Here is a 15,126-nt window from a genome sequence, read left to right on the forward strand (position 1 = left end):
GTCAGCATGAGCGCCAGCATCATTCCGCCTGATACAAAAATAGGTCGTCAGCTGCGTTCCGCGACCGGGTGTCGGATCGTTCTGATCGCCGGGTTGCCGAGCACCGGCAAAAGCCTGCTGTTCCAGCAGCTTACGATCCTGGCCGATGAGGCGGGAAGAACGGTGCATACGTTACAATGGGATGATGCACGGCGTGACTTTGAAACGGAAAAGTGGCTTGGGCTTTACCCCGAGCACGACAACCTGACCCACCCGGGAATTCGCAAGGCTGTCGGTTTATGGGTCCGCGATGGCATTCGAAAATGGGATCAGACCCATTCCGAAGCCGAACACCTGTTGGTCATTGAACTCCCGGTCGTCGGCGGGCGATTTATCGAACTTCTTCGCAAGGACGATGATGCTATCGAAGATCTGTTGGCCTCGACAGAGACCTGCGTCTTGGTTCCTGTACCCACGAACGCTTTGCGACAAAAGATCGAGGCATTTCGCGCCGAAACTTTCTCCAATCCACGCAACGAGCAAGAGAAGAAGGATGCGCCGCCTTACATCGTGCATTCCAATTGGGTTGCGCTGAGAAAGGTGTACAACCGCTGGGAAGGGCTTAGCGACGACGCGACGCGGGACGCCGGATACGAGGAAGAAATCGTGCGGTCCGTTTTTGGCCGTCTCTGTCGGTTCCGCAACACCGAGTTTCTGACGATCGACCGGGTTTTTGCAACAACCGGATCGGCCTATGAACGCCCTGTCCCAGTGCTGAAGACACGCGCGACAGAAGATGATGTCGCGGCCGCATTTGCGCGTCTGCGGAAACTATTTCCGGGTGAAGCCGCGGACAAAGCGGTGGATGGCTGGTTTGACTACTAAGTGACGGCAGCAGACCAAAGATCGCCAGCCGTGCACGGCCAGCGCAACGGCGATGATGCCCAGACGAAGAAAACTGTTGGAATAGGTGTAAACCAAGGCATGACCCAACTTGATCAGTCGAACATCGACGCGCTGCGCAGTCTTCAAATTCCCAAAGGGTGCAACATTATCGACGGTACGTTCGAACCTGCTGCAACCGGCAGGGAACTGGAGGTCACCAGCCCGATAGACGGTGCCGTTCTTGGTTCCATTCCGGACAGCGACCATACGGACGTAGACAAAGCGGTCGATGCCGCACGGCACAGCTTTGAAAGTGGTGTCTGGTCCGGGCTTGCGCCGGTTATGCGCAAAAAGGTTTTGCTGAAATGGGCCGAACTGATCGAGGCCAACGCGCTGGAAATAGCGGTTCTGGGTGCGCGTGACAACGGAACCGATATTCGAATGGCCTTGAAGGGCGAACCTGTTTCTGCGGCCGCGACCATTCGATTCTATGCTGAAGCCACTGACAAGGTGAACGGAGAGATCACGCCAACACGACCAGACGTTCTGTCGTTGATCCGCAAAGAGCCCGTGGGCGTTGTCGGAGTGATCATTCCGTGGAATTTCCCATTGATGATCGGGGCATGGAAAGTGGCGCCAGCGCTGGCTGCAGGCAACTCTGTGGTCCTCAAGCCCTCAGAAGAGGCGACATTTTCGACGTTGCGGATCGCTGAACTGGCGCATGAAGCCGGTTTGCCGCCGGGTGTTCTTAACGTCGTAACGGGTCGCGGATCGGTCGTAGGTGAGGCGCTGGGCCTGCACATGGATGTGGATGTTCTGGCGTTCACCGGTTCCGGTCACGTCGGTCGCAAACTGATGGAGTATTCCGGCCGGTCGAACCTGAAAAGGATTTACCTTGAGTTGGGAGGGAAATCGCCAAATATCGTTTTCGCGGATGCGCCGGACCTTGAAGACACCGCCGCGCAAACCGCCGCGTCGATCTTTCGAAACAACGGGCAAGTTTGCGTTGCAGCGTCCCGCTTGATGGTCGAGCGACCAGTCTATGACGACTTCATGAAGCTCGTGCGTGGGCATGCCGAGGCGCTCAGTGTTGGCGACCCGCTACGGCTGGAAAACAACACAGGTGCCCTCGCCAACTCCGCGCAGCTGACGAAAACGACGGCCGCAGTTCAGTTGGCGCTTGAACAAGGCGCGGTACTTAGCACGGGTGGGGCCGTGCTCCACCATGAAAGTGGTGGTTTCTACCACCAGCCCACGATCCTGACGGATGTGACCCGCGACATGGACGTTGTTCAGAACGAGGTTTTTGGTCCTGTTTTGGCCGCCAGAGCTTTCGATACCGAAGAGGAAGCTGTTCAGATGGCCAACGAAACGGTGTTTGGTCTGTCTTCGGCTGTCTGGACTTCAAACCTGTCGAAAGCGCACAGAATGGCGGGGCGCATTAAATCCGGTCAGGTGCATGTAAATTGCTTCTCTGGGTCGGACGTGACCTCGCCCTTGTCCGGCGTGCGACAATCGGGAAACGGAGCGGATAAGTCACTGCATGCGCTGGAGAAGTATGAAAATCTCAAGGCGACATGGATTCAGATCTGAATCCATGAACCTATCCGGCTAGCCTCTTTGGCCGATGTACCGTCCGGCGCCCTCCGGTTGTGGCAATTGCGCATGATTTTCGGCATGTGCCGTGAGGTTTGCCGCGACCTCGTCGGTTGGCAAAGAGGTTTTGCGGGCATTCAGATCCATATGTAGCAAAAGCGTTTCAACCGTTGCTGCAACCTCGCCGTCCTGTCCGTGCAAGCGATGGAACAGGTGCATCTTTTTCCCATCCCCGCGCAAAACTTGGGTCGTCACGGTCAATCGATCGCCTGCGTGCAGTTCCGACATGTACTGCACAAAGTTCTCGACTGTGAAATAGCTGTTCCCCGCGGCCACGTATGCGGCGTCCGCGCCAATCATCTCCATAAAGCGGTCGGTTGCCTGGGCGGACACCTCAACGTAATGCGCTTCGTTCATATGTCCGTTGTAGTCGGTCCAACTTTGCGGAATGCTGCGATCGACGGTCACGGGAAGTTCGCCGCCCTGCGGATCAGGCAACGCGGCCTCGTGCGCATTCAAAACACCACCTGCGCCGCTGTTGGTCTTCTTCAAAGCGCGCATCATTCCGATCAGGTTGTCGTCGCGCAGACGCTCAAGCTCGCGGATCGACATGTGACCGGATTGCGCATCCGATTGACCCGCGATCAGATCGACCAAGTCATCAGTCAGTTCGGGCACATCCATCAACTTTGTCCAGGGCCACTCCAGAGCTGGGCCGAACTGCGCCATGAAATGCTTCATGCCCGCTTCGCCGCCGGCGATCCGATAGGTTTCAAACAGACCCATCTGTGCCCATCGGATGCCAAACCCCATACGGATCGCTTCGTCGATTTCTTCGGTTGTGGCGACTCCATCCTTGACCAGCCACAATGCCTCGCGCCAGACCGCCTCAAGGAATCGATCGGCAATATGCGCGTCAATCTCTTTGCGTACCGTCAGCGGATACATCCCGACAGAACGCAGAATGTCTGACGCTCGCGCGCAGATACCCGGATGACCAACCAACTCGACCAACGGCAGCAGATAAACCGGGTTGAATGGGTGCGCGACCACGACCCGCGCACCTTTCTCGTTCAGTTCGGACGGCTTGAACCCGGAAGTCGACGATCCAATGATCGCCTCCGCCGGGGCGAGTTCACTGATCTGAGCATGGATGCTGTGCTTGAGAGCCAGACGCTCGGGCACGCTTTCCTGAACCCAAACGGCCCCGGTCAGGGCGTCGCCCATGTCATCGTGAAAAGTCAAACGGCCCTCTGCAGGCAGCGCTTTGTCATAGAGCGCAGGCAGGGCGCGGCGGGCATTGGCCAGAACTTCGCCGATCTTGCGCTCTGCCTCGGGGTCGGGATCAAAGACGGAGACGTTCCAGCCGTTTAACAGAAACCGGGCGACCCAGCCGCCGCCAATGACGCCGCCGCCGACGATGGTTGCTTTTTGTGTCATGGCGCAAGTGTCTCCGTGTGGCCATCAATGGACAGGATCTGTCCGGAAATCTTGTTGCCTGCATCCGAGGCAAGAAAACGAATGCTGTTTGCCACGTCCTGAGCCGTGACCCATGTTTTCATGGACACCCCGGTCACGTAAGCCGCACGCATGGTCTCGATGCTTTCGCCATGAGCGGCGGCTTCATTCGCGAGGACGCGCTCCATGCGTTCGCCCTCGACCGCTCCGGGACAAACCGCGTTGACGCGGATGCCAGATGGCCCCAGTTCCATTGCCAGAGTTTTGGTCAAGCCGATGATAGCCCATTTTGCCGCTGCATAAGGCGACCGCATCGGGTAGCCCATGATGCCAGCCGTTGACGAGGTCATGACGATTAGGCCACTTTTTTGCGCCTTCATCAGACGCGCAGCCCAGCGGCATGTCAGGTAAGAGCCGTGAACGTTGGTGGCGATACAGTTTTGCCAGTCGTCATAACTCAGTTCTTCGATGGGACCGGCAGGCCCACCGGTTCCCGCATTTGCGCAAACGACGTCGATGCCGCCCCATTCCGTCTCAATGGAGTGCAGGAATGCGTCCATCCCTGACTTGGAAGTTACGTCGGCAACGGCGGCAATAGCTTCGGGGTAGGCTTTTGCGAATGCATCGACGGCGGCCGGATCGGCATCGCAAATCGCTACCCGGGCTCCATCACGCAGAAACTGCTCGGCGATGACGCGACCGATGCCTGCTGCGCCTGCCGTTACAAGAACGCGCTGGCTCATTTGGAGATGGGTGCGCGTTTGGTCAGGCCAAGCTTTTCACGCACGGCGTCTGGTCCGATTACCTTTGCGCCCATGTTTTCGATGATTGTTACCGCCCGCTCGACCAACTGCGCGTTGGTGGCCAGAACGCCCTTTTCGAGGAAAAGGTTGTCTTCCAGACCGACACGAACGTTACCGCCGGCCAGGACGGATTGGGCGACATAGGGCATCTGGTCGCGACCCAGCGAGAACGCTGACCAGGTCCAGTCGGACGGCACGTTATTGACCATCGCCATAAAGGTATTGATGTCGTTCGGCGCACCCCAGGGAACTCCCATGCAAAGCTGCACCAGCGCGTTGTTTTCCAGAATCCCCTCTTTCACCAACTGCTTGGCAAACCACAAATGGCCGGTGTCAAAGGCCTCGATTTCCGGTTTTACACCCAGATCGGTCATCATCTGACCCATGGCGCGCAACATGCCCGGTGTGTTGGTCATGACATAGTCAGCCTCGGCAAAGTTCATGGTGCCGCAGTCCAGGGTACAGATCTCGGGAAGGCACTCGGCGATATGCGCCATCCGCTCGGTTGCCCCGATCATGTCGGTTCCGGCTTCGTTGACCGGCAGCGGGCTCTCGGTTGATCCGAAAACGATGTCGCCACCCATACCAGCGGTCAGGTTCAGTACGACATCGACCTCGGCATCGCGGATACGATCGGTCACTTCGCGGTACAGGCCCAGATCGCGCGAAGGCGCACCTGTTTCGGGGTCGCGGACGTGGCAGTGCACGACGGCAGCGCCCGCTTTGGCCGCGTCGATCGCCGAATTTGCAATCTGCTCGGGTGACCGCGGGACGTGCGGGGATTTGTCTTGCGTCCCACCGGATCCGGTTATGGCGCAGGTAACAAAGACGTCGCGGTTCATTGCGAGAGGCATGAGTGTATCCTTCGATCAGCGTTGTGGGTCGGGGTGGTATGTGCATGGTGGATGGGCGCCGGGCGCAAAAACGAACAATCCGAGAAGATCAATATCCATTATGATAGAACGCGCCTCCGCCGGGCAAAATTGGGTGACGTCGGGTGACGGTCTGTGCCCACGATAGTCGCAAATGCCGGCCGGGTTCGACACATTTGTCGTCAAAAAAGGCACAAAAACTGCCAACTGATCCCAAAAACCGTTGGCGTCATTTTCCCGCCGATTGCCCGAAGCACGCGCTAAACGGCGAACACAGCTTGCCCGGTTCGGCCTCATGAGCATTGGTTCAGTCAGATTGTTCCGCGACAAATTGTTAATCCGGAACATCATTCAGGGCGGGGTGGTGGTCAATCTGAAACAAACCCAATAACAAGGGCGTCACAAGTTCAACAGGCAGAGAACAATCCCGTGTTCGACCTACCGGCGCAGCGCGCGCACCTTTCCGAAAAATACGATCTGGAACCGTCGCCCGAGCTGGCGGCGAGTATGAGCGATATCTATGACCGTATGTCACGCGTGGTCTCGCCCGTCGATTGGTCGGTTTATGCGCCCTATGTCAAAGCGATCAATGACCTGAAGGCCGAGCGTAACGCGGTTATCCTGGGTCACAATTACATGACACCCGAAATCTATCACGGGATTTCCGATTTCGGTGGCGACAGCCTGCAGCTTGCCATCAAGGCGACCGAGGTCGATGCGGATGTCATCGTGCAGTGCGGCGTGCATTTCATGGCTGAGACATCAAAGATCCTAAGCCCTGAAAAGACCGTTCTGATGCCGGATATGGAGGCTGGCTGCTCGCTGGCGGAATCGATCACCGCTGAGGGGATAGAGGAGATGCGCCGCCGCTATCCGGGCGCGCCGGTGGTGTCTTATGTGAACACAACAGCCGAGGTCAAAGCGGCGTCGGACATTTGTTGCACCTCATCCAACGCAGCGCAGATTGTTGCGGCACAGGAAAACCACACGGTCATCATGACCCCGGATCAGTATCTGGCACAGAACGTCGCGCGCGATGTGCCGCAGAAGAACGTGGTTTGGTGGGAAGGCTCATGCATCGTGCACGAGCAATACAGCGCCAGTGATCTGCGCGATTTCCGTGAATGGAACCCCGGTACCCGGTTGATCGCCCACCCCGAATGCCCCCCCGATGTGGTGGCCGAGGCTGACTTTTCCGGCTCGACCAGCGGGATCATAAAATACGTCACGGATGAAAAGCCCGAAAAGGCTTTGTTGATAACGGAATGCTCGATGGCATCGAATATTGCTGACGCGCTGCCCGAAGTCGATTTCGTGGGCCCCTGCAATATGTGCCCCTACATGAAGAAAATCACGCTGGAAAAAGTCCTTTACGCCCTCGATACCATGACAGGTCAGGTTGAAGTCGATCCGGGCATTGCCGACAAGGCAAGACTGTCGGTACAGCGGATGATTGATTTGTCGCGTAAACTGGGCATCTGATCGAACCGATGCAGGCTGTCACCACCCCTCGCGTGGTCATCATCGGCGCTGGTCTGGCAGCGCTTTACACTGCTTTGAAACTCGCACCGCGCCCGGTTGTCATACTCTCGCCCGAACCGCTGGGTTTCGGGGCAAGCTCGGCATGGGCGCAAGGTGGGGTGGCGGCTGCAATAGACCCGACCGACAGCGCAGAGGCGCACGCGGATGACACGATACGCGCAGGCGCCGGGTCAGTTCTGCGCGATGTGGCAGAGTTTGTGACCCGCGCCGCGCCGGATCATGTCCTTGATTTATCCGGTCTTGGCACGGGTTTTGACCGAACCGCGAATGGGGATTTTGTTCAATCCCGCGAGGCCGCGCATTCAGCGGCTCGGGTAGTGCGCGTCAAAGGAGATCAGGCTGGCGCGGAAATCATGCGCGCACTGATCGCTGCCGTGCGTCGGACGCCCGCCATTCAGGTCATCGAGCGCGCGCAAGCGATAGGTCTGCAAAGCGACGGTGCGCGTGTAACAGGAGTGTTCCTCGCCCCGTCTGATGCACTTGAGGCACAACCGCTTCTGCTACAGGGGTCGGCATATGTTCTGGCGACGGGCGGCTCTGCGGGGCTTTTCTCGCTAACCACCAATCCAGCCCGCATAAAGGGGGAGGGGATTGGCATGGCAGCTCGCGCCGGAGCCCAGATCGCCGACGCGGAATTCGTGCAATTCCATCCGACCGCCATTGATGTCGGTGAGGATCCCGCACCGCTGGCGACCGAGGCTTTGCGCGGCGAAGGCGCTTTTCTTGTCAATGGGTTAGGGCACCCTTTCATGCAGCCCCTGCACCCGGACGCGGATCTTGCGCCGCGGGATGTCGTTGCCCGCGCCGTGTATCTTGAAACCCAAAGCGGAAGGCGCCCCGCACTTGATACCCGAGCCGCAATTGGGGCCGACATCGCGACACAATTCCCGGCAGTGACCAAGGCGTGTCGGCGCAACGGGATTGATCCGGTGTCGCAACCGATCCCAATCGCTGCGGCCGCACATTATCACATGGGTGGCGTGGCTACGGATATGGCAGGGCGCAGCTCGTTACGTGGATTGTGGGCCTGCGGAGAAGTTGCCTCGACCGGTTTGCACGGGGCCAATCGTCTGGCTTCAAACGGGCTGCTGGAAGCACTGGTTTTCGCGCATGCCACAGCGCAGGATATTTCCGCCGAAGTTCCCCAAGGTGACGCACCGGCTTTGAGCCTGAACTTTCCACAAAGCAAACACGATGAAGATCCCGCGCGTGCGGGTGTGTTGAGAGACACCATGACCCGGTTTGTTGGCGTTGTTCGGGACGGTGCGGGCTTGCGCAGGGCTTTGACGATCATTGACGAGCTGGAAGCGGAAAACAAAGGGTCCGAGACATTCCTGAACATGACCGCAACCGCCACGTTGATTGCAGCTGCGGCGCTTGCGCGCGAAGAAAGCCGGGGTGCGCATTATCGATCTGATTTTCCGCATTCTGCGCCCGGTGTGGGCAAACGATCCATGATGACTCTGAAAGAGGCTCTGACGATCCGTGACAAAACCTCAATGGAGGCGATATGACCGCTCCTGCTCTGCCTGATCTGATCCTGGAACCGTTGGTTCGTTCGGCCCTGATGGAGGATCTGGGCGCAAACGGCGATGTAACCTCACAGACCGTGGTCCCACCAGACACGACCTATTGTGCCCGAATAAACGCGCGCGAAGACGCGGTCATATCCGGTTTGCAAGTGGCCCGACTTGCCTTTGGACTTGTCGATCCCGCGCTTCAGATCAACGCGCATTTGCAGGATGGGGAACGCTGTGCGCAGGGTGACACATTGATGGAAATCAGCGGTCGCGCGTCGTCTATCCTTGCGGCAGAACGGGTTGCCCTGAACTTTGTCGGGCGGCTGAGCGGCGTAGCAACCGCAACGGCCAATCTGGTCGCCGAGACCCAAGGCACCCACGCACGGATAACCTGCACCCGAAAAACGACGCCCGGTCTGCGCCTGGTTGAAAAGCAGGCCGTTCTGCATGGCGGCGGGTTCAATCACCGCTTCTCTCTGTCTGATGCGATTTTGATCAAGGACAACCATATCGCAGCGGCAGGGGGTGTTCGCAAGGTTCTGGAGGCGACCAGGACACGTGCGTCGCACATGATGAAGGTCGAAATCGAAGTCGATGATCTGGACCAATTGGCCGAGGTCCTTGAGGTTGGGGGTGCAGATGTCGTGCTGTTGGACAACATGACTCCGGACCTTCTGACCGAGGCGGTGCAGATGGTCCAGGGCCGACTGGTGACCGAGGCGTCGGGCAATGTGACCCGGCAGACTGTCGCCGCGATTGCGGCCACGGGTGTGGACTATATCTCGTCCGGCGCGTTGACTCATTCCTACCGAACGATTGATTTTGGGTTGGACTTTTGAACCTCTTTTGGCTTTTGTCTGAACGGTAGACGCGACCTCATCAGGCAGACTTCAATCCAAACCCGAGCAAGATCATGGCGGACCTTCTAAGAAAACCCTTCGGCACGCATGGCAAGGTCCATGACATAACTCCGACCAGCGCCGGCTGGCGATACGTTGGCTTTGGCCTTTACCACCTGCGCGCAGGGGAAATTGCAAGCGAAGCCACGGGCGCAACCGAGGTGATTTTGGTGATGGTCGAAGGCAAAGCCAAGATCGCCGCAGCGGGTCAGGATTGGGGTGTTCTGGGCGAGCGGATGAGCGTCTTTGAAAAATCGCCACCGCACTGCCTTTACGTGCCCAACGACAACGAATGGACAGCGGTTGCAGAAACCGATTGCACCATTGCGGTTTGTATCGCGCCCGGAAAAGGTGGCCATCCGGCGCGTCGGATCGGGCCGGACGGAATTTCGCTGACCGAACGCGGTACCGGTACAAATACACGATGCATCAACAATATCGCGATGGAGGCCGAAGACTATTGCGATAGTTTGTTGGTGACCGAGGTCTTTACGCCAGCGGGTCATTGGTCGTCCTACCCAAGCCATCGTCATGACGAAGACGACTACCCACGAATCACATATCTTGAAGAAACTTATTACCATCGGTTGAATCCGGCCAATGGGTTCGGAATTCAGCGAGTCTATACCGATGACGGTCAGCTGGACGAAACAATGGCCGTGTCGGATGGCGACGTTGTGTTGGTGCCTCGGGGGCATCATCCCTGCGGTGCGCCGTACGGGTTCGAGATGTACTATCTGAACGTTATGGCAGGCCCGCTGCGCAAATGGCGGTTTGTACCAGCGCCCGAGGTGGCGTGGATACTGGAAAAGGACGGCTGAGCCGCAGCGTATGGCGTTTCCCCTCTTTGGGGTCGGTCGCCTTGAACCAGATCAGCTCAAGAGCGGCGGACCGTGTCGTTCGGTCAGGATCTCTATTGCCGCATCCAGATCAAGGATCCCGGCCCCGGTCCGTGCGTTCCATGCCCCGCGATCCACTTTGCGCGCGCTGTCGATCAGGGCAGCGCGCATCTGTTTCGGCGTAACCTTGTTGGTTTGCCAGCCCTGTCGCAGGGCAGCAATTGCACCGGCAACAACTGCCGAAGCCGCAGAGGTGCCGCCGCTGCGCAGCGCTGCGTCCTGCGGTTCCGCAAACCAACTGGGGGCTGCGAAGTCCGGCTTATGGTCGCGCTCGTCGCCAAACCCAAAAACGCCGGGGCCCTGGGACGACATGCCGATCCACTTACCGTCGGCACGCACCGCGCCGACCGAAGTCACGTCTGGCAGCGCATTGGCTCCGAAAATTGCGTTGCCCGGCAAGCGGTCATAACCCGGCGCCCGCGGGTCTGCACAAAACTGACCATTGTTGCCTGCGGCAAACACCACGTCGGTTCTGTCTCCCAACCCCGGAAAAGGTCCCAATCCGGAAACAAGAAGGTTCAGGGGGTGGAACGGATTTTTAGTGTAATCCCCGCGGATCGACTCGCCAAATCGGTTGACTATCCCCCAGGCGTTCAGAAAAACCCAAGACTCATTGGGCGGTACATGTTTCTTCGCAAAAAGAAATTTTGCCAAAGCCGCCAAGACCGTAAACTCCCCAACATCGTCGATGCGTTTCGGCAGCAGCGGAAGGTCAAAGATCCTGGCGTTCGGGGCTGCCTTGACGATTGATCTGAGAAGCATCGAACCGTGTCGCTTTCGCAGGTTGGTATGCGGAAACTTGCCTTCCCCGGGTATTTTGAGTTGGCCGTCTGCCTTCGCTTTCATCCCGCCGGCATAGATGCCGCCAAGCGACTCCACGTAATCCTTGTTGATGCCTTGATCGACCACCACGATGTTGACCCCGTGACCGGTCAGGCCTGCAGACTTGAGGGCGGACAGGTTTATCAGCCTCTCAGCCTGATCGCGGGTGCCGTACTGGTATCCTTTTCCCGCGCCGCTGCACCAGTGTTGTCCCCTCAGTGCTGAATCCAGCCGCGTTGGATTAATCTCTATTCCAATTGCCCTGTCCGCGCGTTCCGTGCCGCGCATCTTCTGAAACACCTCAATTTTCGTAGCTTCGTCCAGTTCCCGCAGCGAGACTGAAAATCCACGATCCCCGGCGGGGTCCGGGTCTTCGACTTCATTGCCTTTTTCATCCACCAGCGTCCACGGATTGTTGGTCTGTGACCTGTCGCTCAGAGTACTCGCAGGCAAAACATCGTTGGGATCGACGTCTGCCGCGCCAAGTAGCGTAAGGAGCATGTCTTTGTTCTCGGCGAAAAGGAACAGATCAAGGGCCATACTCAAACTCCAATATGTGATCGAAGGTTTTCGGGGAGAATCCCAAAGAACCGTTCGCTGAACAAAGAAGCGCGTCTATCGGGGCGTCGAAAATGCTGGCCCAAGTTTGGAGAAAATGCAGACGCAGCCTACCATATGCTTAGACTTTATAGCGAATCGACGCATAATGCACCTTTTGAGGTTGTTGTTTTAATGAGTCGTTGGGGGACTTCTGATATTTCAAGTGACTCGGTCGGCGGGCGCGTAGGTGCGTCTGGTGGTTTGGGTGCTGTTTTGACCGGCGTGGCTGAGCAATCTCATTCAGTTCCTGACATTGATGCCCAATCCGGATTGCTCGGCGTTCCCGCCGAAAAGACCGAACGACGCATGTTGTGTGTCTCATTTATCGACGTGGTCGGTTTTTCCGCGCAGATGCGTGCAGATGAAGAAGGAACTTTTCATCGCTGGGTCGATATGCGCGACGACGTTGTCTTGCCATTGTTGCGGCACTTTGACGGTCAATTGATCAAGCTGACAGGTGACGGCATTCTGGCCACTTTTGACGATGCAGTGTCTGCCGTCAGGTGGAGCGCAGAGTTGCAGATGAAAGCAAGACAACGCCGGCAGGGTCTCTCGTTGCGGGTGTCTTTGCATTATTGTTCGGTTCTTCGCGATGGCGATGACCTGTTGGGTGATGGGCTGAACGTTGCAGCCAGATTGCAAGAGCACGCCCCGGTTGGCGGAGTTATCCTGACCGATGCCGTGGCTGAGCAAATTTCCGGCTTGCCGGAACTTGTCACCCGTCCAATTGGTTTGTTGAACCTGCGAAAGATGCAGGGCCGCATTGGTGCCCACGAGCTGATAACCGACGGGCGGCCTTCGACGGACAAACAGAAAGTCGAACCGGCCTTGCCGACGATCGCTGTGATCCCTTTGGCAAACATCGGCGGTCGCGACGAGGATGAGTATCTGTGCGCGGGCATCGTCGAGGATATTGTCGTTTCGTTATCCGGTCAGCGGGATTTGATGGTCATTTCACGCTCGTCAACGCTGTCTTTGGCGCGTCAGGCGGTTGACCCTCGTGTGGTGGGCGAAGTTTTGGGTGTTCGCTACGTGATCACCGGTACCTTGCGCAGATCAGGCGACAGAATTCGCATTTCTACTGAGTTGCTGGATACCGATTCCGGGCAGCAACTGGCCAGTTTGCGACGGGATTTCGACTCGGTCGATGTCTTTGCAGTGCAGGATGAAATTGTCGAATCCACTTTGGTGAATCTCCTGCCGGGGATGCATTCAGCCGAGCGGCGCAAGACACTGCGCAAATGGCCGGGATCTTACACGGCCTATGATGACTATCTGAAAGCGCTGGATCAGATCGGCGGATTGGAACGGCAGCCTTTCGACGAGGCGCGGATACACCTATCGCGTGCGATGATGGGTGATCCCGGGTTCTCGTCTGCCTACGCCTGGGCCGCACGATGGCACAGCTTGCGCGTGGGGCAGGGGTGGTCGGACGATCCGCAACGTGACGCCAATGAAGCCATCAACCTTGCCAAACGGGCGATCGGCCTGGACGAGCAGAATGCGCTGGCGCTTGCAACATATGGTCACGTCAAGGGCTATATGTTCGGGGATTTTGAGACGGCAATTAGCTATTTGGACAGGGCGCGCGAAACAAATCCCAACAGCTCCATTGCGTGGCTTCTGTCCAGCGTGACCTTGTCGAGCCTTGGTCGAACGGATGAAGCGATCCATGCGGCCGAACGTGCGTTGCGTTTGTCGCCGCTCGATCAGCGCCTTTTCATTTATTACGTTTTTCTGGGTATCACTTGTTATGATGCCGGCGAGTTTGAGCGCGCCGTGATGTGGTTGTCGCGCGGGCTTGCGGAAAACCCGCGATATACCTCTGCGCTGCGAACGCTTGCGGTGTCCCACATTGCACTTGACCAAATCGATGAAGCCCGCAGCGCTGTCAATCGCCTGATGGAGCTTGAGCCCGGGTTTCGCATGTCGAGTTTCAAAGGCACACGCCGTTTGTACAGCGACCCCGCCCGCGCAGACCTTTTTCGCGCCCGCCTGAGCCAGGCAGGCGCACCGGAGTGATTATTTTGTTGAAAGGAGATTGTTATGACCGGATCAGCAGGATCATTTGGACCATTTGACGCCCGCGACGCACGGGATGCGCGCGATGCAAGGGATGCCCGTGATGCCCGTGACGCGCGAGGGGATGCCGGATACGGCGGCAGCCCCAGCTACCTCAGTCTGGGAATTTCACCTCATACCGAGCCCGAGGGCGGAACGAATGTCGAAGATCAGTGGTGGGCTGGCAACCAATGGCCACCTACGCATCCGGTCGGCTACAGCGGGTCCGAGCCGGTGCATCTGCACGCAATCTACAGATCATTCTCCCAAGACAGTTTCCGAAATTGGTCACCCGGCAATCGCGCGATTGCGTTCCTGTCGGAATTTGTGTCGCTGTCCAGCGCCGCAGACGGGACAGGTGCGCCAGACTGGACTGGCTTGGTACTGCCCCCACCGGCGGTCAATCAGATGTTTCCGGGTTCGACGGAACCCGGAACCCGGTTCGACGACGTCGATGCCACGGACGGATTGGTGGAATTGGACGCGGCAGATTTCAAACTGCAGGATGAGCTGAAAGAGCTGATCGGTCTGATTGAATACCGCGACGGGGTAATGGCCGAAGCGTTGCAACAACGCGGCACGATCATTGGCTATTATCAGGGTATCTTGCCCTTTACCTACCTGTCGCACCCGTACACGGTGCAACTGTGCCATATGGCACTTGTGGTGGCGCAATTCCTGGCCTTCAGTTTCAAAAAGGGCTTTGATCGGCCGCGACCGTCGCAATTGCACCCCGGGTTGGCACCGCCAATAGATGTCCCTCAGCATGCCTCTTACCCCAGCGCCCATGCGACCGAGGCTTGGTGTATCGCTTATTGCCTGAATGAAGTCATGGTGGACAGCAATGACAACAAGCTGATGGAAACGACCCATAAAGAAGCCCCTCCGGCGACTGGTGATCTCAAGCGAAATGCCCTGTTTGACATGGCGACGCGAATTTCGCGCAATCGCGAAGTTTTAGGTGTGCATTACCCTTCGGATAGTCGCGCAGGACAGCAGCTCGCCAACGCCGCTGTACCCATCATGAAGAGATGTAACACCATAGGGGATCTGGGCGACGGCGCATTGTTGGACCGGGCCAGAAACGAATGGAGCGATCTGGCCTAGCCCTGTGCACTTCACGGCCGCAGGCTCAGCAACAACGATGCGCGACATTTCGGCGGCAAACCGAGGTCGCGCCTGTCTCGGTC

At 57.8% G+C, this 15,126-nt stretch carries 12 protein-coding genes; 8 read left to right on the top strand and 4 right to left on the bottom strand.

The window, feature by feature from the left end; all coding sequences use genetic code 11:
* Window positions 1–6 precede the first annotated feature (6 nt).
* Both RA28_RS07735 and RA28_RS07740 read left to right on the top strand, forming a co-directional pair.
* Entirely contained in the window at window positions 7–864 is an 858-nt protein-coding gene (locus tag RA28_RS07735; RefSeq protein WP_039526342.1) for a hypothetical protein, read from the top strand.
* 99 nt (window positions 865–963) lie between these two features.
* The gene (locus RA28_RS07740; protein WP_039527639.1) at window positions 964–2,457 is read left to right on the top strand and encodes an aldehyde dehydrogenase family protein; all 1,494 of its coding nucleotides are present in this window, start codon (window positions 964–966) and stop codon (window positions 2,455–2,457) included.
* 18 nt (window positions 2,458–2,475) lie between these two features.
* Here RA28_RS07740 and RA28_RS07745 read toward each other — a convergent pair whose 3' ends face one another.
* The 3 genes from RA28_RS07745 to RA28_RS07755 are packed head-to-tail and all read right to left on the bottom strand — an operon-like array spanning window position 2,476 to window position 5,575.
* Window positions 2,476–3,900, bottom strand: a complete 1,425-nt coding sequence (locus RA28_RS07745) for a carnitine 3-dehydrogenase (protein WP_039526345.1) — start codon at window positions 3,898–3,900, stop codon at window positions 2,476–2,478.
* Complete coding sequence (locus tag RA28_RS07750) at window positions 3,897–4,661, bottom strand: SDR family oxidoreductase (protein WP_039526348.1); 765 nt, start codon at window positions 4,659–4,661, stop codon at window positions 3,897–3,899. Before RA28_RS07750 ends, RA28_RS07745 begins: the two co-directional genes overlap by 4 nt.
* Window positions 4,658–5,575: a 3-keto-5-aminohexanoate cleavage protein gene (locus RA28_RS07755; protein WP_039526351.1), complete on the bottom strand. Its 918-nt coding sequence runs from the start codon at window positions 5,573–5,575 to the stop codon at window positions 4,658–4,660. The genes RA28_RS07750 and RA28_RS07755 overlap by 4 nt, the downstream gene beginning before the upstream one ends.
* A gap of 447 nt (window positions 5,576–6,022) precedes the next feature.
* Between RA28_RS07755 and nadA the strand changes: the two genes are divergently transcribed.
* From nadA to iolB, 4 genes are all read left to right on the top strand, one after another.
* Window positions 6,023–7,075: a quinolinate synthase NadA gene (gene nadA, locus RA28_RS07765; protein WP_039526357.1), complete on the top strand. Its 1,053-nt coding sequence runs from the start codon at window positions 6,023–6,025 to the stop codon at window positions 7,073–7,075.
* A gap of 8 nt (window positions 7,076–7,083) precedes the next feature.
* Entirely contained in the window at window positions 7,084–8,649 is a 1,566-nt protein-coding gene (locus tag RA28_RS07770) for an L-aspartate oxidase (RefSeq protein WP_039526360.1), read from the top strand.
* Window positions 8,646–9,494: a carboxylating nicotinate-nucleotide diphosphorylase gene (nadC, locus tag RA28_RS07775; RefSeq protein ID WP_039526362.1), complete on the top strand. Its 849-nt coding sequence runs from the start codon at window positions 8,646–8,648 to the stop codon at window positions 9,492–9,494. Before RA28_RS07770 ends, nadC begins: the two co-directional genes overlap by 4 nt.
* Window positions 9,495–9,568: 74 nt before the next feature.
* Window positions 9,569–10,375 (top strand): 5-deoxy-glucuronate isomerase, encoded by an 807-nt coding sequence (gene iolB, locus RA28_RS07780; protein ID WP_039526365.1) that lies wholly within the window; start codon window positions 9,569–9,571, stop codon window positions 10,373–10,375.
* Window positions 10,376–10,426: 51 nt separating this feature from the next.
* Here the strand turns inward: iolB and RA28_RS07785 are convergent, their stop codons facing one another.
* Entirely contained in the window at window positions 10,427–11,815 is a 1,389-nt protein-coding gene (locus RA28_RS07785; protein ID WP_039526368.1) for a S8 family serine peptidase, read from the bottom strand.
* Window positions 11,816–12,007: 192 nt separating this feature from the next.
* On the opposite strand from RA28_RS07785, the gene RA28_RS07790 reads away from it, so the two are divergent.
* The gene (locus RA28_RS07790; RefSeq protein WP_039526372.1) at window positions 12,008–13,897 is read left to right on the top strand and encodes an adenylate/guanylate cyclase domain-containing protein; all 1,890 of its coding nucleotides are present in this window, start codon (window positions 12,008–12,010) and stop codon (window positions 13,895–13,897) included.
* 24 nt (window positions 13,898–13,921) lie between these two features.
* Complete coding sequence (locus RA28_RS07795) at window positions 13,922–15,043, top strand: phosphatase PAP2 family protein (RefSeq protein WP_039526374.1); 1,122 nt, start codon at window positions 13,922–13,924, stop codon at window positions 15,041–15,043.
* The last annotated feature ends 83 nt before the right edge of the window (window positions 15,044–15,126 follow it).

The sequence above is a fragment of the Ruegeria sp. ANG-S4 genome, assembly GCF_000814005.1.
Classification (GTDB): Bacteria; Pseudomonadota; Alphaproteobacteria; order Rhodobacterales; family Rhodobacteraceae; genus Ruegeria.

Excerpts from the sequence above, each read along its gene's own strand:
- RA28_RS07745 (WP_039526345.1), bottom strand. The coding sequence starts at position 3,900 with ATGACACAAAAAGCAACCATCGTCGGCGGCGGCGTCATTGGCGGCGGC.
- RA28_RS07740 (WP_039527639.1), top strand. The coding sequence starts at position 964 with ATGACCCAACTTGATCAGTCGAACATCGACGCGCTGCGCAGTCTTCAA.
- RA28_RS07750 (WP_039526348.1), bottom strand. The coding sequence starts at position 4,661 with ATGAGCCAGCGCGTTCTTGTAACGGCAGGCGCAGCAGGCATCGGTCGC.
- RA28_RS07755 (WP_039526351.1), bottom strand. The coding sequence starts at position 5,575 with ATGCCTCTCGCAATGAACCGCGACGTCTTTGTTACCTGCGCCATAACC.
- RA28_RS07735 (WP_039526342.1), top strand. The coding sequence starts at position 7 with ATGAGCGCCAGCATCATTCCGCCTGATACAAAAATAGGTCGTCAGCTG.
- iolB (WP_039526365.1), top strand. The coding sequence starts at position 9,569 with ATGGCGGACCTTCTAAGAAAACCCTTCGGCACGCATGGCAAGGTCCAT.
- RA28_RS07770 (WP_039526360.1), top strand. The coding sequence starts at position 7,084 with ATGCAGGCTGTCACCACCCCTCGCGTGGTCATCATCGGCGCTGGTCTG.
- RA28_RS07785 (WP_039526368.1), bottom strand. The coding sequence starts at position 11,815 with ATGGCCCTTGATCTGTTCCTTTTCGCCGAGAACAAAGACATGCTCCTT.
- nadC (WP_039526362.1), top strand. The coding sequence starts at position 8,646 with ATGACCGCTCCTGCTCTGCCTGATCTGATCCTGGAACCGTTGGTTCGT.
- RA28_RS07790 (WP_039526372.1), top strand. The coding sequence starts at position 12,008 with ATGAGTCGTTGGGGGACTTCTGATATTTCAAGTGACTCGGTCGGCGGG.
- RA28_RS07795 (WP_039526374.1), top strand. The coding sequence starts at position 13,922 with ATGACCGGATCAGCAGGATCATTTGGACCATTTGACGCCCGCGACGCA.